At 68.5% G+C, this 16,859-nt stretch carries 18 protein-coding genes; 6 read left to right on the forward strand and 12 right to left on the reverse strand.

All coding sequences use genetic code 11. The features are described from left to right. Positions 1-39: 39 nt before the first annotated feature. A complete protein-coding gene (locus SLNSH_RS01875; RefSeq protein ID WP_158266642.1) occupies positions 40-828 on the reverse strand; it encodes a FadR/GntR family transcriptional regulator in 789 nt (262 codons plus the stop codon). Between the two features lie 58 nt (positions 829-886). On the opposite strand from SLNSH_RS01875, the gene SLNSH_RS01880 reads away from it, so the two are divergent. Further along, positions 887-2,023: a mandelate racemase/muconate lactonizing enzyme family protein gene (locus SLNSH_RS01880; protein ID WP_106334964.1), complete on the forward strand. Its 1,137-nt coding sequence runs from the start codon at positions 887-889 to the stop codon at positions 2,021-2,023. Between the two features lie 243 nt (positions 2,024-2,266). On the opposite strand, the gene SLNSH_RS01885 is transcribed toward SLNSH_RS01880, so the two are convergent. Then, complete coding sequence (locus SLNSH_RS01885) at positions 2,267-3,166, reverse strand: GNAT family N-acetyltransferase (RefSeq protein WP_106334965.1); 900 nt, start codon at positions 3,164-3,166, stop codon at positions 2,267-2,269. A 623-nt stretch (positions 3,167-3,789) separates the two neighbouring features. Here SLNSH_RS01885 and SLNSH_RS01890 point away from each other — a divergent pair. Continuing rightward, on the forward strand, positions 3,790-4,041 hold the full coding sequence (locus SLNSH_RS01890; protein WP_106334966.1) for a hypothetical protein: 252 nt from the start codon (positions 3,790-3,792) through the stop codon (positions 4,039-4,041). A 122-nt stretch (positions 4,042-4,163) separates the two neighbouring features. Here the strand turns inward: SLNSH_RS01890 and SLNSH_RS01895 are convergent, their stop codons facing one another. Then, positions 4,164-4,463 (reverse strand): hypothetical protein, encoded by a 300-nt coding sequence (locus tag SLNSH_RS01895; RefSeq protein WP_146140158.1) that lies wholly within the window; start codon positions 4,461-4,463, stop codon positions 4,164-4,166. An 83-nt stretch (positions 4,464-4,546) separates the two neighbouring features. On the opposite strand from SLNSH_RS01895, the gene SLNSH_RS01900 reads away from it, so the two are divergent. Next, entirely contained in the window at positions 4,547-5,302 is a 756-nt protein-coding gene (locus tag SLNSH_RS01900) for an SDR family NAD(P)-dependent oxidoreductase (RefSeq protein WP_106334968.1), read from the forward strand. A 131-nt stretch (positions 5,303-5,433) separates the two neighbouring features. On the opposite strand, the gene SLNSH_RS01905 is transcribed toward SLNSH_RS01900, so the two are convergent. The 8 genes from SLNSH_RS01905 to SLNSH_RS01940 form a co-directional block, all read right to left on the reverse strand. Continuing rightward, positions 5,434-6,291, reverse strand: coding sequence for an isocitrate lyase/PEP mutase family protein (locus SLNSH_RS01905; RefSeq protein ID WP_106334969.1), 858 nt, complete (start codon positions 6,289-6,291; stop codon positions 5,434-5,436). 65 nt (positions 6,292-6,356) lie between these two features. Continuing rightward, positions 6,357-7,547, reverse strand: a complete 1,191-nt coding sequence (locus SLNSH_RS01910) for an ABC transporter substrate-binding protein (protein ID WP_106334970.1) — start codon at positions 7,545-7,547, stop codon at positions 6,357-6,359. Positions 7,548-7,617: 70 nt separating this feature from the next. Continuing rightward, positions 7,618-8,340 (reverse strand): ABC transporter ATP-binding protein, encoded by a 723-nt coding sequence (locus tag SLNSH_RS01915; RefSeq protein WP_106334971.1) that lies wholly within the window; start codon positions 8,338-8,340, stop codon positions 7,618-7,620. Further along, complete coding sequence (locus tag SLNSH_RS01920; RefSeq protein WP_106334972.1) at positions 8,337-9,065, reverse strand: ABC transporter ATP-binding protein; 729 nt, start codon at positions 9,063-9,065, stop codon at positions 8,337-8,339. The genes SLNSH_RS01915 and SLNSH_RS01920 overlap by 4 nt, the downstream gene beginning before the upstream one ends. After that, complete coding sequence (locus SLNSH_RS01925; protein ID WP_106334973.1) at positions 9,062-10,027, reverse strand: branched-chain amino acid ABC transporter permease; 966 nt, start codon at positions 10,025-10,027, stop codon at positions 9,062-9,064. The genes SLNSH_RS01920 and SLNSH_RS01925 overlap by 4 nt, the downstream gene beginning before the upstream one ends. After that, a complete protein-coding gene (locus SLNSH_RS01930) occupies positions 10,024-10,902 on the reverse strand; it encodes a branched-chain amino acid ABC transporter permease (RefSeq protein WP_106334974.1) in 879 nt (292 codons plus the stop codon). The genes SLNSH_RS01925 and SLNSH_RS01930 overlap by 4 nt, the downstream gene beginning before the upstream one ends. Positions 10,903-10,932: 30 nt before the next feature. After that, positions 10,933-12,267, reverse strand: coding sequence for a phenylacetate--CoA ligase family protein (locus tag SLNSH_RS01935; protein WP_106334975.1), 1,335 nt, complete (start codon positions 12,265-12,267; stop codon positions 10,933-10,935). Between the two features lie 10 nt (positions 12,268-12,277). Next, positions 12,278-13,060: a citryl-CoA lyase gene (locus SLNSH_RS01940; RefSeq protein ID WP_106334976.1), complete on the reverse strand. Its 783-nt coding sequence runs from the start codon at positions 13,058-13,060 to the stop codon at positions 12,278-12,280. Between the two features lie 57 nt (positions 13,061-13,117). On the opposite strand from SLNSH_RS01940, the gene SLNSH_RS01945 reads away from it, so the two are divergent. Then, on the forward strand, positions 13,118-13,936 hold the full coding sequence (locus SLNSH_RS01945; protein WP_210202466.1) for a GntR family transcriptional regulator: 819 nt from the start codon (positions 13,118-13,120) through the stop codon (positions 13,934-13,936). 132 nt (positions 13,937-14,068) lie between these two features. On the opposite strand, the gene SLNSH_RS01950 is transcribed toward SLNSH_RS01945, so the two are convergent. After that, complete coding sequence (locus SLNSH_RS01950; RefSeq protein ID WP_106334978.1) at positions 14,069-14,992, reverse strand: glycosylasparaginase; 924 nt, start codon at positions 14,990-14,992, stop codon at positions 14,069-14,071. 69 nt (positions 14,993-15,061) lie between these two features. Between SLNSH_RS01950 and SLNSH_RS01955 the strand changes: the two genes are divergently transcribed. Then, positions 15,062-15,760, forward strand: coding sequence for a GntR family transcriptional regulator (locus SLNSH_RS01955; protein WP_106334979.1), 699 nt, complete (start codon positions 15,062-15,064; stop codon positions 15,758-15,760). After that, positions 15,757-16,776, forward strand: coding sequence for an amino acid ABC transporter substrate-binding protein (locus tag SLNSH_RS01960; protein WP_106334980.1), 1,020 nt, complete (start codon positions 15,757-15,759; stop codon positions 16,774-16,776). The genes SLNSH_RS01955 and SLNSH_RS01960 overlap by 4 nt, the downstream gene beginning before the upstream one ends. Positions 16,777-16,859 lie beyond the last annotated feature (83 nt).

Here is a 16,859-nt window from a genome sequence, read left to right on the forward strand (position 1 = left end):
TCCTCCCGGTCGTCGGGTCGTGGTTTTAGTGGGGTTGGCCTAGGGATCCGGCCGGCGCGGCGGCGACGGCCGGGCCGCTCCGCCCGGGGTGACGCGGCCGGCTCGGGCCCGGCGCTGCTCGGTGTCGTCGAGGTGGATTTCCATCGCTGCGCGCGCGGCGGCCGGATCACGGGCGATGATGGCGTCCAGCACGGCGCGGTGCAGAGGCAGGGAAACGCTGCGATTCTCGTGCGGATCGCGGTTGGTGACGCGCAAGGATGTCATCATGGCGCTGCGGATGGCGTGAGCGACGGGCAGCAGGAAATCGTTGTGGCCGGCGCTGAGGCAGGCGAGATGGAAGGCGAGGTCGGCCTCCATGAACGCCTCCGCCACCGTCGCGCGCTCCATTCCCTCGTAGGCGGCGCGCATCAGCGCCAGGTCCGAATCGGTGGCGCGTACGGCGGCGAGAGCGGCGGCCCCTGGCTCGACGATGCGCCGGATCTCCATCAATTGGTCGAGCACCACTTCCTCGGCGCCCGGGAACTCGATCCCGTTCGCCTCGCGCCACTCCAGGATGTCCGGGTCGAGCTGGCTCCAGTCGGATGGCGGCCGGATCACGGTGCCGCGCTTCGGCCGGGGGTCGAGCAGCCCCTTGGCGGCGAGCACGTTGACCGCTTCCCGCAGCACCGTCCGGCTCACGTCGTAGCGGGCCAGGAGCACGTCCTCGGCCGGCAGGAGGGCGCCCGGCGCCAGCCGGCCGGCCACGATGTCGCCCCCCAGGCTTTCGACCACCTGGTCCTTCAGGCTGCGCTTGAACGGGCGCGATGACGAGCGGCTTGCCAAAGTCATATCGTAATACTTATTGTCTTGAACGCGCCTGTCAACGCCCGATCCGCAGGGAGGAACCATGAAGATCACCGCCGTCCGGACCTACGTCCTGGAAGCCCCGCTGACGCAGCCCTTCGCCTATTCGCGAGCGTGGTACGCCACCCGCGCGTCCATGATCGTCGAGATCCAGACCGACCAGGGCCTGGTGGGGTGGGGCGAATCCTACGGTCCGGCGCGCATCAACGCGGCCATCGTCCGGGCCATGGCCCCGTTCCTCGTCGGACAGGACGCGCTGCGCAGCGAATGGATCTGGCAGGAGCTCTACGCACGCTACCGCGACCACGGCCAGAAGGGTTCGATCATCCAGGCGCTCAGTGGCGTCGATATCGCCCTGTGGGATCTCAAGGGCAAGTTCTTCGGCGAGCCGATCCACCGCCTGATGGGCGGCCCCCTGCGGACGCAGGTCAACGCCTACGCCACGGGCCTCTACGGACGGGAGCAGGGCAGCCCCGAGCAGTACCTTGCCGAGGAGGCCGCCGGCTACGCCGCCGAGGGCTTCAAGGCCGTGAAGCTGAAGGTCGGTTTCGGCATCGAGAGAGACGTGCGGGCGACGCACGCGGTCCGCAATGCAATCGGGTCCGATGTCGGGCTGATGATCGACGCCAACCACGCCTACGACGCCGTCGCGGCGATCCGGCTCGGCCGGCTGGTCGAGGAGTTGGACATCGGCTGGTTCGAGGAGCCGGTGCCGCCGGAGGACGTTCGGGGGCACCAGGAGGTTCGGGCGGCCCTGACCATCCCGGTGGCGAGCGGCGAGTGCGAGTTCACCCGGTACGGTTTCCGGGAGCTGATCACCACCCGCGCCGTGGACTATGTGCAGCCGGACACATGCTCGGCCGGAGGGCTGTCGGAATGCAAGAAGATCGCCGACATGGCCTGCGCCTACGGCGTGCGCTACGCCCCCCATGTATGGGGCAGCGGAGTGGCCGTCGCCGCCGCCCTGCAACTCCTGGCCGTGTTGCCGTCCTTCACGCCGCCGTCCCTGGATCCCGTTGAGCCCATGCTCGAATTCGACCAGACCGAGCACCCGGTCCGGGCGGCCCTTCTGGCGACGCCCATCAGCCACCGCCGCGGCGTGGTGGCGGTCCCGACCGCGCCGGGGTTGGGTATCGAGATCGACCGGGAGGCGCTGAGGCGTTTCGATACCGGCGACTGAACGGTCGTGGGCGTCAGAGCCGCCATTTGGCGCGGATTGTCCCTGGCATGGGCCAGGGAGGCGCGATGAAGGCCTCCCTCTGGAATTGCTCTGCTTGGGGCAGACGCTCAGGAGCGATTCGCCGGCAGCCGCAATGGACCCGCACAGGCAAGGGTGGTTGTTCCAATCTGCGGGCATCCTGTCTGACGGCAGACGCGCTTATATTCGCTGTATTCAGCCGGAACGTACGTTTCGGCCCGTGTCTCACATGAGCCCGGGATTTCGGGGCATGTAGCGATCCCAAGGCCGTTGAAGGCCGTCGGCCATCAGCAGCATGGGCAGCGTAATCCGCATACCCAGGCGCAAGGCGAGATCGAGCACGGCGGGAATGGAGGCGGGCACGAACGCTGATACCTGTTTGGCTGGAGTTCCTTTGACAGCCAGGAGCGCCGCCGCGAACGCATCGGCCACGTGGTCCACGGTCGTGACGGCGAGAGGTCCGATGTGCCCGTCCGGCCCCACGTAAAAGTAGCCGACGCAATTGGCACCCGCCCACAGCGCCTTCCCGGTCAGCCCACCTTCGGTCAGCATGTAGCTGTGGTGCTTTGCGCGGGAAAAACCGAGAGCCGCCCTGTCAATCGGCCTCAGGAGTTCGGGCGGAGCAATGGAGCCTTCGAGCGGCTCGACGCGCAACGCGGTCGAGAGCGGCCGCGCTGCCACGGTCTCGAGGCCAGCGCTCATCACGTACAACGGTGTGATCGGGTAGAGCCCATGACGCATGTAGAGGCCCTGGGCCGCCCGGTTGAACGCGAAAGTGATCAGCGCCTTGGCCCGCGCGTCCCGCTGCGCGCCATGGGCCAGTGTCTTCGCGAGTAGCTCGCGGCCAACCCCGCTGGACTGGGCGTCTGGATTTACGAATAGCTGGGCCAAGAACCACAATTCGTCACAAGCCCACGAGAAGCCGAAGCCGACCAGTTCATCCTTGTGCTCGGCCACCCATAGGCCGTCGGGATCATCGGCCAGGGAGAAGCGCTGCAGCCGGGGCGGGCTCGGGTTTGCGATCTGACCGAAGCCGTGGCGCATGGTGAGGTCGTTGATGATCGCGACGACGAGCGCGTCGGCGGCTTCGAGATCGTCGAGCTTCGCGGGTCGGATCGTCACCATCGCAGCACCGCCACACGGCCATGATAAAGGCTATCACAGAAGTGAGGCTCACGAAGAGCAGCCCGGCTCATCTCCGACATGGGAGGGGCGAATGCCGGACAGGTGACCATTACTGACATCGGCCGGAGAAGCAGGGAGAAAGAGGGGCCACTCCAAAAGGCAGACGGCCCTGGATGGCGATGAGGGGCGCAGATCGGTAGGGATTGTCCGTCTGTTCACCCGGCGCACTACTTACGGCTTAGTTCCGCGATAGGAACAACAGCGAGATTCGAGGCTTAATAAAGCTGTGGATCAACAAATCGCGACGGGCAGCCATGACGATGCTACCCGCATGGAAGGCCTTCTTCTTTCGGCTACGGGTCAGGTGGCGCAAGTTGCGCCACCGCATCCTGACGGGGCGCCACCCCTAACCCGCTCGCCAGGTAGAAGCGTCGCCCCAGTTTCGGTTTCTACCGACAGGGTTCGCCCCAACTGGCTCGCCGGCGTCAGAAAGAGCATAGATTCCTCAGGTTCGGGGCAGATGCGCGGGCGAGGTCAACAGCTCGGCGCGTCCACAGCGGCCGTCAGCGCCAACGCGCTGGCGGCCGACCGTGTTCTGCCCCTCGGCCCAAGGGAGGGCGGCGGTGAAGCGCTACCATCTGCACATGAACATCGCCCGGCATTGCGTGCTGGATCCTCACGGCTTCGAGGCCGCCAGCGAACGGGAGGCGATCCTGCACGCCCGTCAGCATTTCGACGATCTCAAGGCCGACCTCCGGTCTCCGGTTGGCGTCGAGCTCGAGGACGCGAACGGGTGGTCCATTCTTCTGCTGCACTCCGGTCCGGCCTGGGAGGAGGAAGCTTCCAGTTCCCCGGCGCAGACCCGAGACGACTGACGCAGCGGATGTGCCGTCCGGCCGGAACCCCGAGCAAGATCGCTCCGCCACGCTGCCGACCGCCGCAAGCCTGCCTGCGCGCGTGGGGAGCGCCGGGGCGGCTGGACGTCCGCCTGAGAGGCTTAAAGGATGTCCTTGAACGCGGGTCTGACCGACAGCCCGATGATCGTGGACAAGATCGCTCCTAGCTCGATCAGAGGGCGAGCGCTCGGGTCGATGCGCTCCATTGCAATCGCGGGCGGGCGGGGCGACCGTTCGGGTATCCGCAGAATCACGGTCTCGTTGCTCACTTGGAGCACCTCGAAGTCGGCGCGCGCGAATGTGCTCACCCAATGCTTCTGCTCTTCGTGAAAATGGTGTCCTGCGCGGCCCTGGTTCACCAGCTCACCCTGTCGATGTTCGTGAAAGGGCTCGACGGCCAAATGGATTTCTGCTCCCTCATCCCGGCTCGGGGGCCGGCTTGAAGCTCTGGACCTCGAGTAGCGCGATTGCAGGAGGAGCAGTCATGAGTTCCGGAGACCTCGACGGCAGGGTGGCTGTTGTGACAGGGGCGGCCAGCGGCATAGGCCGCGCCGCCGCCGAGGCCCTGGCCGCCGCCGGCGCGGTCGTCGCCCTGCTGGACCGGAACGCCATCCAGCAGGACAGCGTCGCCGCGTTGGGCGCGCGCGGCGCCCTGGCCTTTCAGGCCGACGTGACCAGCGAAGCCGAACTCGAAGCGGCGTTCGCGGACATCGCCGAACGGCTGGGCGCGCCCGACATCCTGGTCAACAGCGCAGGGCTCGCGATTCGGCGGCCTGCGGTCGAGCTCGCGGTCGCCGACTGGGACAGGGTGCTGGCCGTGAACATGACCGGGACCTTCCTCGCCTGCCGCATCGCGGCGCGGCGCATGGCGGCGGCCCGCGGCGGAGCGATCGTGAACGTCTCCTCCATCATGGGGTTCTCGGGCGGCGGCCTCTACCCCAACATCTCGTACCAGGCGAGCAAGGGCGCGGTGGTGAACATGACCCGCGCCCTCGCCGTGGAATGGGCCTCGTCCGGCATCAGGGTGAACGCCGTGGCCCCGACCTATGTGCGCACGCCCTTCATCCGGCCCATCCTGGAGGACCCCGAACTGCTTGGCCGGATCGAGGCGATGACGCCGCTGGGTCGCATCGCGGAGCCGGCCGAAGTGGCCTCCGCGATCCTGTTCCTCGCCGGCCCGGGCGCGTCCATGATCACGGGGCACACCTTGCCGGTCGACGGGGGATTCCTGGCCGTCTGACGCCCCGGCGCCGGAAGCCGCGCGACCGGTCTGATCGCAGCCGAACTCCGCCGCCGTCCCGTGGGCAGGGAGGGTCGCCTCGCGGGCCCGGCCCGGCCAGCGCCGTCGGCACCCCGAGCCTTCCGCTCGCGCTAGACGGCGTTGCGCTTCTCGAAGTCCCAGACGCGCTCAAACCCGATCATGCGGACGAAGTCGGAGAAGGCCGCGAGTTCTCCGCTCCACGCCGCGCTCGATCCGGTGGACCTGAGATGGCCGTAGAGAGAGGACAGGGCGGCCGTCGCCGCGAGCAGGCCCGCCACCGGATAGATCGCGATCTTGTATCCGAGCGACTCGAGTTCGCTTCGGGACAGGATCGGCGTCCGGCCGCCTTCGACCATGTTGGCCAGCAGCGGCGCGTCGAAGGTGGACCCGATGCGGCGCATCTCCTCTTCCGTCTCGGGCGATTCGATGAACAGGATGTCCGCCCCGGCCTTGAGGAAGGCCTCGCCGCGGCGCAGAGCCTCGTCGAGGCCGTGAGCCGTGCGGGCGTCGGTGCGCGCGATGATCTTGAACGCCTTCGACGACCGCGCCGCGGCGGCGACCCGGATCTTGTGCGCGGCCTCGTCCAGGGGGATCACGCGCCGGCTCGGGGTGTGGCCGCACTTCTTCGGGAACTCCTGATCTTCGAGCTGGATGGCCTGAGCCCCCGCGGCCTCGTAGCCGCGAACCGTGTGGTCCACGTTCAGGAGCCCGCCATAGCCCGTGTCGCCGTCCGCGATCAGCGGCGTCGCCACGCCCTCCGCGATCTGCCGGACCCGCCCGACCATGTCCGAGTAGGTGGCGAGCCCGGCGTCCGGGTAGCCGAGATGGGAGGCGACCACGCCGAAACCGGTCATGTACAGGGCGTCGAAGCCGGCGCGGTCCGCGATCTTGGCCGAGACCATGTCGTAGACGCCGGGCGCGACGATCAGGCCGGGCTGGGCCAGGCGTTCGGAAAGGCTGGCGGGCATGGGCTTCGATCCTCTGGAGGCGACTGGCGGACGGCGGCGGCGCCGCCGTCCGGTGGCTCGGCGGCCTATTGGGCCGGATAGGTGATCTTGGCCGCGGCCTTCTCGGCCGGCCACACCACCTCCTGTCCGCCGTCCGGTTTGTACTGGACCGCGATCATGCTCTTCTCGGTGATGAGCTGGTGCTTGCCGCCCATCTCCGAGGGCGTGTAGGCGACCTTGCCGTACGGCGTGTCGAAGGTCATGGATCCCAGGTTCGCCAGGATCTTGGTGCGGTCCCAGGAGCCGGCGGCCTTGGCGGCGTCGGTCAGGGTCTGCATCGCGACGTAGCCCTGCACGGCGCTCGACACGACCTCCGCGCCGCGCTTCGCCTCCGCCTTCTTGACCCACTCGGCCAGCCCCGGGGTCGTCTGCTTGGCCGACCAGAGGTCGATCACTACGACGTTGTCCCCGGCCGGCCCGAAGTCGGAGCGCTTCTCGCCCGCGCCCTGGGTGACCAGCAGCTTCGGCTTGATCCCGAGCTGGGCGGCCTGGCGGGCGACCTGGATGTTGTCGCCCGAATAGCCGATCACGAACAGCACGTCCGGGTTGAGGCCCTTGGCGCGGTTGAGGATGGGCGAGAAATCAGGCGTTCCGGCGCGGAACGGCTCCTTCATGACCACGTCCAGACCGGCTTCCTTCGCGTACTGCTCTGTGAACTTCGCCCCGTCCGTTCCGTAGAGCTTGTCTTCGAAGGCGATGGCGAGCGTCTTCACGCCGGGGATGCTCTTGAAGAAGTTCACCGCGGCCTTCTGGCGGTGATAGTCCCAGATGTAGACGTGGTAGTACCAGTCGTTCTTGCCGAAGGTCTCCTCCAGCCGCACGGACGAGGAGCCCGGGTGCACGAAAATCGGCTCGGAGCGCTGGAGGGCGCTCAACAGGGCGAAATCGGCGGTGCTGCCGAAGCCGCCGACCACCGCGTCGACCTTGTCCTGAGCCGTCAGCTTGGCCGCCACGCCAGCCGACGTGTTGGGTTCCCCCTTGGTGTCCTCGACGATGAGCTCGATCTTGCGGCCGAACAGGCCGCCGGCCTCGTTCACCTCGTCTGCGGCGTACTGGATCCCCCAGAGGATCTGGTTGCCGCCGCCCGCGAGCGGCCCGGTGAGCGGCAGCGGAACCCCGATCTTGATGGGTTGTTGCTGCTGCGCGGCCGCAGGAGCCAGCGCGGCTCCGGCGACGACGGCGGCGGTGGCCAACAGGCGGCCGAGCTTTGCGAACATGGTCTTCCTCCCTCCCCACGGGTCCGTCTTCGCGGCGGACCTCTGCGCATTCCGGTGCGGCTTCGCCGCCTCACAGTCCCAGATAGGCGACCCTCAGCTTCTCGTTGCTTCGCACCTGCTCGACCGTGCCCGCCAGGGCCGGGCGGCCCTCGTCCAAGACGAGGCAGTGGTCGGCGACGCTCACCGCCGCCGCGAAGTTCTGCTCGGCCATCACGATGGCGCAGCCGCTTGTCGTTTTGATGCGCCCAAGAGCCTCGAACAACTCCTCGACCAGCTTCGGGGCGAGCCCGGCGGTAGGCTCGTCCAGGATCAGGACCTTCGGCTGGATCATGAGCGCCCGGGCGATCGCCAGCATCTGGCGCTGGCCGCCGCTCATGGATCCGGCCAACTGGTCCAGGCGCTGGCGCAGGATGGGGAAGAGGTCGAAGGCGCGATCGAAGAGCCGCCTCCGGGAGGCCGCGTCGGCGTGGCGGTGGGTGGCCTCGAACGCGCCGCGCAGGTTCTCGTGCACGGTGGCGGTTCCAAAGCAGCGCGCCCCATCCGGCACAAAGGCGATCCCGGCATGGGCCAGACGCCAGCCTGGGGTCCCGGACAGGTCCGCGCCGTCGAGCCGCAGCGCGCGCCGGCCGACGTCCACGTCGCCGACCAGCGCCTTCAGGGCCGTGGTCTTGCCAGCCCCGTTGGGCCCGAGGAGCACGAGCATCTCTCCGCCGGACACCTGGATCGCGAGCTGGGGTATGACGACGAGCTCGCCGTAACCCGCCCGCTCCAGGCTGGCCTCGAACCTGTTCACAGCGTGAACCCCTTCCCGAGATAGGCCTCGCGCACGCTGGCCATTGTGAGAACCTGGGGCGGGGGGCCTTCGGCCAGGAGCCTGCCCTGGTTCAGCACGATCGCATGGCTGCACAGCCGGGCGATGATCCTCATGACGTGCTCGATCACCACCACGGTGACGCCGCTGGCGTGGATGTCCCGGACGAGCCCGATCACCTGGTCCGTATCTTCAAGGCTGAGACCAGCCATGGACTCGTCCAGGAGGAGGACCCTGGGACGGCAGGCCAGGGCGCGGGCGATCTCCAGGCGGCGCAGGTCGGAGACCGACAGGCGCCCGCACCGGGTGGTGACCTCCGGCCGCAGCCCGCAGTAGCGCGCGAGATCGGCGGCGCTGCGGGCGCCCCCGGGCAGGGGGCGGTCGGAGCGGGCGTAGAGCAGCGGCACCGAGATCACCTCATCGATGGTGAGCTCCTTGGGCACGCGCGGCACCTGATACGTCCGGGCGAGACCCTTGTGGACGATCCGGTCGGGCCGGAGCCCGGTCACAGCATCCGTGTCCAGCAGCACCTGGCCGCCACGCGGCGGAATCTGGCCTGAGACCATGTTGACGAAGGTGCTCTTGCCCGAGCCGTTCGGCCCGATCAGCGCCGTGACGGCGTTCGCGGGAATGTCCAGGGTGAGGTCGTCGATGGCGCGCAGGCCGCCGAATGCGACGGTGCAGCCTCGGACGCGCACGCCGGTCATGACGCCAGCCTCGCCTTGATGCGGGTGCCTTCGCCCGGCGGCCTAAACCGGCGCAGGACAACACGGCCGAGGCCCGCCAGACCCTCCGGCAACCCGACGATGAACAGGATGATCACGGCCCCGTAGACCACCTGGTATCCGACGCCGCCCACCGCCTGGCGCGCGAGCTCCTCCAGCAGGCGAAGCACGACCGCGCCGACAATGGGACCGAGCGTGGTGTCCATGCCGCCCAGGACCGTGACTGCAAGCGGGAGAACGTTCCAATTCGTCGTGAAAACGTCGTCCGGGATGACGTAGCCGTAGAGCCCGCAGTAGCAGGAGCCCGCCAGGCCGGCGACCATGCCGGACACGGCGAAGGCCAGGATCTTGAGGCGGGTCACCGGGACGCCGGAGGCGGCCGCGAGCTCGGGGTTGTTGCGGATCATGAAGAACGCAGGCCGGAAGCGCCGGCCCAGGAAGACGTCGCTGACGCCGGCGGCCACCACAAGGCAGCCGGTGACGAACAGAAGCTGGAGGGGAGGGGACCCTCCGGCGATCACCGGCGGCATGATCCCGGTCGACCCGCCGGTGAGGCCCGGGGTGACCAGGATGAGCACCTGGATGGAGAGGCTGAACGACAGGGTCGCGATCGTGAAATAGAGCCGGCGCAGGCGCAGCGTGACGGCCCCCAGCAGGACCGCCACCAGGCCGCACAGCAGGATGCCCGCGGCCCATCCTAGGACGGGGCCGAGAACCGGCGTCAGCAGCGCCGACCCGTAGCCCCCGATTCCGAAGAAGGCGGCGTGGCCGAGGGAGACCTGGCCGGTGCGGGACAGGATGTCCCACGCGAGCGCCAGGATGGCCGAGATGAGCGTTCCGATCGCCACCTGGATCAGGAAGGGCTGGTCGGTCGCGACCAGGAGCATCGACGGGGCCGCGATCGCGGCGTAGAGGCCCAGGCGGGTGAGCAGCGAGCGATTCATGGATGCGCCTGCTTGCCGAAAAGGCCGCTGGGACGAACCACCAGCACGAGCAGCAGGATGACGAAGGCGATGCCGAATCCCCAGCTGCCGCCCTGCGGCACGAAGGTGCTGGTCAGTCCCTCGGTCAAGGCCAGGATGGCGCTGCCAATCAGGGCGCCGGGAATGTTTCCGAGACCTCCGAGCGCGATGATGGCGAAGGCGCGGATGACGAGGTCGACGCCGATCGTGGGCTGGACGTAAAGCACCAGCGCGACCAGTCCGCCCGAAACGCCCGCGGCGGCGCCTCCGATGACGAAGGACAGCTCGAAGACGCGGTCGACGTTGATGCCGGCGTGCGCTGCAAGGGTGGGGTCGTCGCTCGCAAAGCGCATCTGCGTTCCGTAGCGCGTGTAATTGCGGATCGCATACATCGCCACGAACAGGATGAGCCCGACGAGCGCGACGGCGATGTTGTTGCCCGGGACGGTCACGCCGCCGAGGTTGAGGGTCGGCAACAGGGGCGGCGCCTGCATGACGCGCGGGTCGGGCGACCACGCGATGATCGCGAGGTTCAGGATGAGGATGGAGAGGCCAAGCGTCGCCAGGAGCTGGTTGTGTTCGTCCTGCTTGAGGACCCTCGCGAGAAACCCGCGATATACGGCCGCGGAGAGGATCGCGAGCGCGACGCCGGACGCCGCCATGCCGAACCAGGGCGACAGGCCGAAGCGCGTGTAGAGCCAGTACGTCAGAAACGCGCCGAGCATGACGAACTCGCCATGGGCGAAGTTGATGATGCGCGTGACGCCGACGGTCAACGTCAGGCCCGCGGCCACCGCTGCGTAGAGGGCCGCCATCGAGAGCGCGAGCAGAACTGCCTGGATGACGGCCGTGGTCATGACGCGGCGCCCCGCGATGATTCCATTCGGTCAGTCATCGACCCGCTCCTCGGCGGCCTCGGAGAAGTCGAGGAGCCTCGACTTGTACTCGCTTCGGGGCAGCGAGCCGACGGGGGTCAGCGTCACCCGCGTGGTCACCACAAGGGTGGCGCGGATGTCGTGTTCGATGCGTTCGCTCAGCGCGTCCGAGGCCTCCTCGCCTTCACGCAGTTCCACCAGCACCTTGAGCGGCGGTGCCTGCTTCACGCCCTTGGCTGCGGGGCGGACCGAGATCACGCCGGTGACCGCGGGGGCGTAGCGGTTGACCACTTCGCGGATGGCGGAGGGGAACACGTTCACGCCGCGCACGATCAGCATGTCGTCGGTGCGGCCGATGCAGCGCACGCGTGGCGAGGTGCGCCCGCATGCGCACGGGCCGGTGTGGACGACGACGTGGTCGCGGCTGCGGAACCGCAGTTGCGGCGCTCCGCGGTGCTTCAGGTGCGTGTAGACGAGTTCCCCGCGAGCCCCATCCTCGATGGGCACGGACTTCCCGGTTTCCGGCTCGATCAGTTCGAAGTGGACGAAGCCGCGCCCGGAGAAGTGCATCCCGTGCTGCTCCTCGCACTCGCCCCAGAGCGAAACCGAGATGTCGCCGATGCCCATGGCTTCCGTGACCTTGGCGCCCCATGCCGCCTCCAGCTTGGCCCGCATGGCCGGCTCGCCGCCACCGGGTTCTCCGGCCACCATGATGCGCTCGATGCTGCCGCCCGGCAGGTCCAGCCCCCGCTCCGCGCCGATCTCGGCCAGGTGCAGCGCGTAGGAAGGGGTGCAGGCCAGGACCTGTGGTTTCAGCAGCTTCACCGCCGCGAGCAGGCGCTCGGTGTTGCCCGTGCCGACCGGGATGTGGCAGAGCCCGAGCCGCGGGAACGCGTCGAGCGCCGCGCCCGCAACGAAGGGCCCCGCGTTGTAGGTGGAGATGATCCGCTGGCCGCGAGAGAGGCCGGAAGCGCCGTAGCTGCGCGCGGAGGTTCGCACCCAGTTGTCCAGGTCGCCGGCCGTGAGCGGGATGTAGCTGGGGATCCCGGTCGTGCCGCTCGTGGAGAAGATGCGGACGATCTCCTCCATGGGAGCGGCCAGGTGAGTTCCGATCGGGTCGGCCTCGGAGCGGCTGGCCCGCAGCTCGTCCTTCTCCGTCAGCGGCAGGTCGGCGATGTCGTCGAGCCCGCCCACGGATTCAGGCGTGCGGAACCCGGAGCCGTTGAGTTTGTCCGTGAAGAAGCGGGACCGCTCGAAAAGATAGCGCACCTGCTCGCGGTACAGGGCGTCGTCCTGGGCTTTCTGCTCCGCCCAGGGCAGGGTCTCGATCGCGGGTTCCTGCAACATGGGCGCGTCCTCAGTTCGTCGGGTCGTACGCGACGGCTTCTTCGGCATGGTGAGCCAGGAGGAAGCCGATGGGGCGGCGCTGCTCCTCGGCCAGGTGGCCGAGCAGGCCCGCCGTTCGCGCCAGAATCGGAATGGCCTTGGTCATCGTCGCCGGGAAGCCCAGATCCATGAGAACAGCTGCGATCGGCCCGGAGACGTTGAGGGGCATGGGCTTGCCCCAGACCTGGGCCACAGCGCCGCGGAACGCCTTCAGGAGCTCCACGTAGCGGCCGGAGACTCCGCGCTCGTCGGCCAGGGCGAGGATCCGTTCGGTCCGCGGGTCCACAGGATGGTGGATCGGGTGACCGAAGCCGGGGACCTTGCCCCTGCGGCTCCGGATCTCGGTTGCGATCTGCAGGGTCGCTTCGGCCGGGCTCGCGCCGCCGTCAACCCTGGCGGCGGCGTCCGACAGAATTTGCGCGCACAGCTCTGAGCTGCCCAGGACGACGGTGCCGCAACCCAGGATGCCGGCCGCGACCGCGCTTTGCAGGCTGTCGGGCGCCGCCGCGAGCGTCATACGGGCCGCCTGCGCGGTCGGGGTGAGCCCGTGCTCCGCGATGGAGATGAGCAGCAGGTCCAGGAAGAAGCGCTGCTGCTCGGACGGCCTCTCGCCTGTCACCAGGAAATAGAAGAACTCGGTGAACCCGAAGCGCCCCATGAGATCCCCGGCGAGATCGAGCCCCCGGATCTCGATCCGATCCGGCGTGGATGTGCACATCCCGCTCACCGCGGGCGCCGATTTGCCGATCAACATGAGCGCTCCTGTCCGCCCGGGTCATGCATCGAGCCGCCTCGAAGCGGCGCGGAGCGCATGCCGGCCTTTCCTCCCGCTGCAGCGCAGCGTTTTGTTTCCGATTTTTGTATGACAATATTGCCGGGCGATCCGTTGTCAACGGGCTGTCCACCTGATACCGAGCCAGCCATGGTCGGGACCGCAAACAGCAGGCCTTGCTCTGAAGGCGTGGACGAAGGTCGTCATCGGGGCGGCACGGTCGACTACGTGCTCGATCACCTGCGCGCCGGGGTGATGCAGGGACGCTACGCGCCCGGCCAGCGCCTCATCGAAGCCGATCTCACGCGCGACCTGCGCGTCAGCCGCGGCCCGCTTCGCGAGGCCTTGCGACGTCTCTCAGCCGAAGGCCTGGTCGAGATGGTTCCCAACCGGGGAGCGCTCGTCCGGCGCCTGACTCTGCGCGAGATGAGGGAGCTCTTCCAGATCCGCGTGGGGTTAGAAGCGCTGGCGGCGCAACTCGCCGCCCAAGCGGTCGGCGAGGCCGAGGTGAGGGAGCGGTTCGAGCGCGAGATCGGTCCGATCTGGGACCAGACGCCTAGGCTCGCCGGTCCGGATTACATCAACGAGAACCATCGCTTCCACGACGCCATCACCCAGGCCAGCGGCAACGAGCAGCTGATGAAGCTGACGCGCCAGCTTCGGCTTCCGGCTTTGATGTATCAGATCGTCGGCACGCTGAAGCCCGAGAATATCGCAGCCTCGGTCGCCGAGCATCGTCTGATCGCTCGCGCGATCCTCGACGGCGACGGCCAACGCGCGCAAGAACTGGTCCGGTCTCATCTCAGCCGGGCGCTGGACGTGGCTGAAGCCACGCCAAACCAGTGGTTCTCGGCCTAGGGCCGCTAGTGCGGAGCCGTTGAACCCAAGGGCGGTGCCGACGGCGGGCGATGGGGCTCTCTGTCGCCATCGACATGACGAGCGACCAACGCCCTCTAACCAGCTTGTTTCCTGCTGCCGCGATGGCGCACGTCAACGGCTGGCCGCGCGCTCCGCTTCGGTCCAGCGTGGGGCGCCTTCGCCGTCCCACAGCCAGTAGAACCACGGCTTCGGCGCGTTCACCGCGAGGACCCGGTGCTCGCCGGTGCGGGAGACCGCGTGCAGCGTGATCCGGTCCACCAGGCCGCCTTTCAGTCTCGCAAGGTCCCGGACGACCTCGTCCAGGGCCTCGCGGATGGTCATGCCCATCTTCATGTAAAGCACGGCGGAGCGGGCCGCGGAGGTGCGGATGGCCATCTCGCCCGCGCCGGTGCAGGCGGCCGCGCCGTATGCGGAGTCGGCGTACATCCCGGCCCCGATGACGGGGCTGTCCCCAAGCCGTCCCGGGTACTTGAAGGCCCAACCGGCCGTGGAGACGCCGCCGGCGATCGAGCCGCGCCCGTCGAGCGCCAGGAACACGGTGGTTCCCATCGGCTTCTCCGGATCGATCGCCGCGCGGCAGTGTTCGGCCAGGGCGATGCCCGGGAAGGCGTCTTGCTCCTCTGGCGACAACTCCCGCGAGAACCAGGCCTTCCACGGATCCATGGTGTCGGGGAGCAGGTTGTCGTCCTGCTCCGCCCCGATCTCGGCGGCGAAGCGCGCCGCCCCTTCGCCCACCAGCATCTCGTGGGGAAGCCGCTCGAGGACGGCCCGGGCGACGCTGATGGGATGGGCGAATCCCTTGAGGGCCCCCACGGAGCCGGTGCGCAAGGTGTCCCCGTCCATGATCGCGGCGTCGAGCTCGATTTCGCCGATCAGGTTCGGCCATCCGCCCTTGCCGACGGTGCGCACGCCGGGGTCGCTCTCGACCCCGCGCACGCCCGCCTCGACGGCGTCCAGCGCCGAGGTCCCGCGGGCGAGCAGCTGCGCCGTGATGGGTGCGCCCTTTGTGCCTTCGTTGTTGGTGACCAGGATCATCGACGCCCCTTCCGCATTGGACGTCGATCGTATATTGGATCCAATCGGGAACGCAAATCGGGGGGCCTCATGGCCTTTTCGAAGCTGGAGCGGAGTACGGCGGCCGCGCAGGTCCTGGAGGCGCTGCGCGAACAAATCCTGTCGGGCGACATCCCGGGAGGGGAGCAGCTGCGCCAGGAGAGAATCGCCGAGGAGCTCGGGGTCAGCCGCGTCCCGGTGCGCGAGGCTCTGAACCAGCTTGAGGCCGAGGGCCTGGTCCGGATCGTGTCCCACAAGGGCGCGGTCGTCACCCGCCTGTCGCTCGACGAGCTGCGCGAGGCTTACGAAATTCGCGCCCAGCTGGAGGCCTGGCTGCTGCGGCTCTCGATTCCGAACCTCGCTGCGGACGATTTCCTCCGCGCCGAGGCGATCCTGGCCGAGCTCGACGCCGCCGCGCCAGAGCAGTGGTCGGACCTGAACTGGGCCTTCCACGTCGCGCTTTACCGCCCGGCGGCCCGGCCGCAGGCGGTCTCCATCGCGCGCAAGATGTACCTCAACGCCTATCGGCATCTGCCCGTGCCGGCCCGGGTCATGGGCCACCGGGATCGCATGCAGCGGGAGCACCGGTCGCTTTTGAGGCTCTGCCGGGAGCGCGACGTCGAGGGCGCGTGCCGCGCCCTCGACGCCCACATCGCCGACGCGGCCGCGGGACTGATCGCCGTGCTTTCGAGCGGGCCGGCGGCCGAGGCCGCCGTCAAGACACGCAAAAAGAAGGGGAGGAGCGAATGAAGAGGCTCATGGGCGCGGCGCTGGCCGCATGGTGCCTGATCGGGGCGGTGGCGCAGGCTGAAGCCCAGACCACGCTGGAGAAGGTGAAGGCCCGCGGCGAGCTGGCATGCGGGACCAGCCAGGGCGTCCCCGGCTTCTCCCTCCCGGACGCGACCGGCAAATGGAAAGGCTTCGACACGGATTTCTGCCGCGCCCTGTCGGCGGCGATTTTCAACGACCCGGACAAGGTCCGTTACGTCTCCCTGTCCAGCAAGGACCGCCTGATCGCGCTCCAGAGCGGCGAGGTGGACGTGCTGCCGCGCACCACCACCTGGACCCTGGCGCGGGACTCGGGGCAGGGTGTCATCTTCGCCGCCGTGAACTACTACGACGGCCAGGGTTTCCTCGTGCGCAAGTCGACCAAGGTAGGCAGCGTCAAGGAGCTGGACGGCGCCTCGGTCTGCGTCGCCCAGGGGACGACCAACGAGCTCAACCTGGGCGACTACGCGCGCACCAACAACCTGCACTTCAAGCCGGTCACCTTCCAGGCGATCGACGACGTGACCCAGGCTTATGAGACCGGGCGATGCGACGCGCTCTCCACGGACATGTCTCAGCTCGCCGCCCTGCGGCTCAAGATGGCGCAGCCCGGCGACCACGTCATCCTGCCCGAGGCGATCTCCAAGGAGCCGCTCGGGCCCTGGGTGCGCAAGGGCGACGAGACCTGGCTGACCCTCGTGCGGTGGACCTTGTTCGCCTGGCTCGACGCGGAAGAGCTTGGGGTCACCCAGGCCAACCTCGATGCCATGCTGAGGTCCGAAAACCCCGAGATCCGTCGCCTGCTCGGGGCTGAGGGCAACCTGGGCGAGACGATTGGGCTCAGCAAGGACTGGGTGGCGCGCATCGTCCGACATGTCGGCAACTACGGCGAGTCCTTCGACCGCAACCTCGGGGCGGGGAGTCCCGTCGGGCTGCCCCGCAGTCTGAACCGCCTCTGGAGCCAGGGCGGCATTCAATACGCCCCCTCGATCCGCTGAAGACCGGAATGCAGCGGCGAAGGCGCCGGGGACGGTTGTTTCCGTCTTGGGCGGCCGGGATGCTTTGGTGCTGCCCATCTGCG

It is taken from the genome of Alsobacter soli, assembly GCF_003004785.1.
Taxonomy (GTDB): domain Bacteria; phylum Pseudomonadota; class Alphaproteobacteria; order Rhizobiales; family Beijerinckiaceae; genus Alsobacter; species Alsobacter soli.

Excerpts from the sequence above, each read along its gene's own strand:
- SLNSH_RS01880 (WP_106334964.1), top strand. The coding sequence starts at position 887 with ATGAAGATCACCGCCGTCCGGACCTACGTCCTGGAAGCCCCGCTGACG.
- SLNSH_RS01875 (WP_158266642.1), bottom strand. The coding sequence starts at position 828 with ATGACTTTGGCAAGCCGCTCGTCATCGCGCCCGTTCAAGCGCAGCCTG.
- SLNSH_RS01920 (WP_106334972.1), bottom strand. The coding sequence starts at position 9,065 with ATGACCGGCGTGCGCGTCCGAGGCTGCACCGTCGCATTCGGCGGCCTG.
- SLNSH_RS01905 (WP_106334969.1), bottom strand. The coding sequence starts at position 6,291 with ATGCCCGCCAGCCTTTCCGAACGCCTGGCCCAGCCCGGCCTGATCGTC.
- SLNSH_RS01960 (WP_106334980.1), top strand. The coding sequence starts at position 15,757 with ATGAAGAGGCTCATGGGCGCGGCGCTGGCCGCATGGTGCCTGATCGGG.
- SLNSH_RS01930 (WP_106334974.1), bottom strand. The coding sequence starts at position 10,902 with ATGACCACGGCCGTCATCCAGGCAGTTCTGCTCGCGCTCTCGATGGCG.
- SLNSH_RS01925 (WP_106334973.1), bottom strand. The coding sequence starts at position 10,027 with ATGAATCGCTCGCTGCTCACCCGCCTGGGCCTCTACGCCGCGATCGCG.
- SLNSH_RS01910 (WP_106334970.1), bottom strand. The coding sequence starts at position 7,547 with ATGTTCGCAAAGCTCGGCCGCCTGTTGGCCACCGCCGCCGTCGTCGCC.
- SLNSH_RS01900 (WP_106334968.1), top strand. The coding sequence starts at position 4,547 with ATGAGTTCCGGAGACCTCGACGGCAGGGTGGCTGTTGTGACAGGGGCG.
- SLNSH_RS01955 (WP_106334979.1), top strand. The coding sequence starts at position 15,062 with ATGGCCTTTTCGAAGCTGGAGCGGAGTACGGCGGCCGCGCAGGTCCTG.
- SLNSH_RS01945 (WP_210202466.1), top strand. The coding sequence starts at position 13,118 with ATGCCGGCCTTTCCTCCCGCTGCAGCGCAGCGTTTTGTTTCCGATTTT.
- SLNSH_RS01940 (WP_106334976.1), bottom strand. The coding sequence starts at position 13,060 with ATGTTGATCGGCAAATCGGCGCCCGCGGTGAGCGGGATGTGCACATCC.
- SLNSH_RS01935 (WP_106334975.1), bottom strand. The coding sequence starts at position 12,267 with ATGTTGCAGGAACCCGCGATCGAGACCCTGCCCTGGGCGGAGCAGAAA.
- SLNSH_RS01885 (WP_106334965.1), bottom strand. The coding sequence starts at position 3,166 with ATGGTGACGATCCGACCCGCGAAGCTCGACGATCTCGAAGCCGCCGAC.
- SLNSH_RS01950 (WP_106334978.1), bottom strand. The coding sequence starts at position 14,992 with ATGATCCTGGTCACCAACAACGAAGGCACAAAGGGCGCACCCATCACG.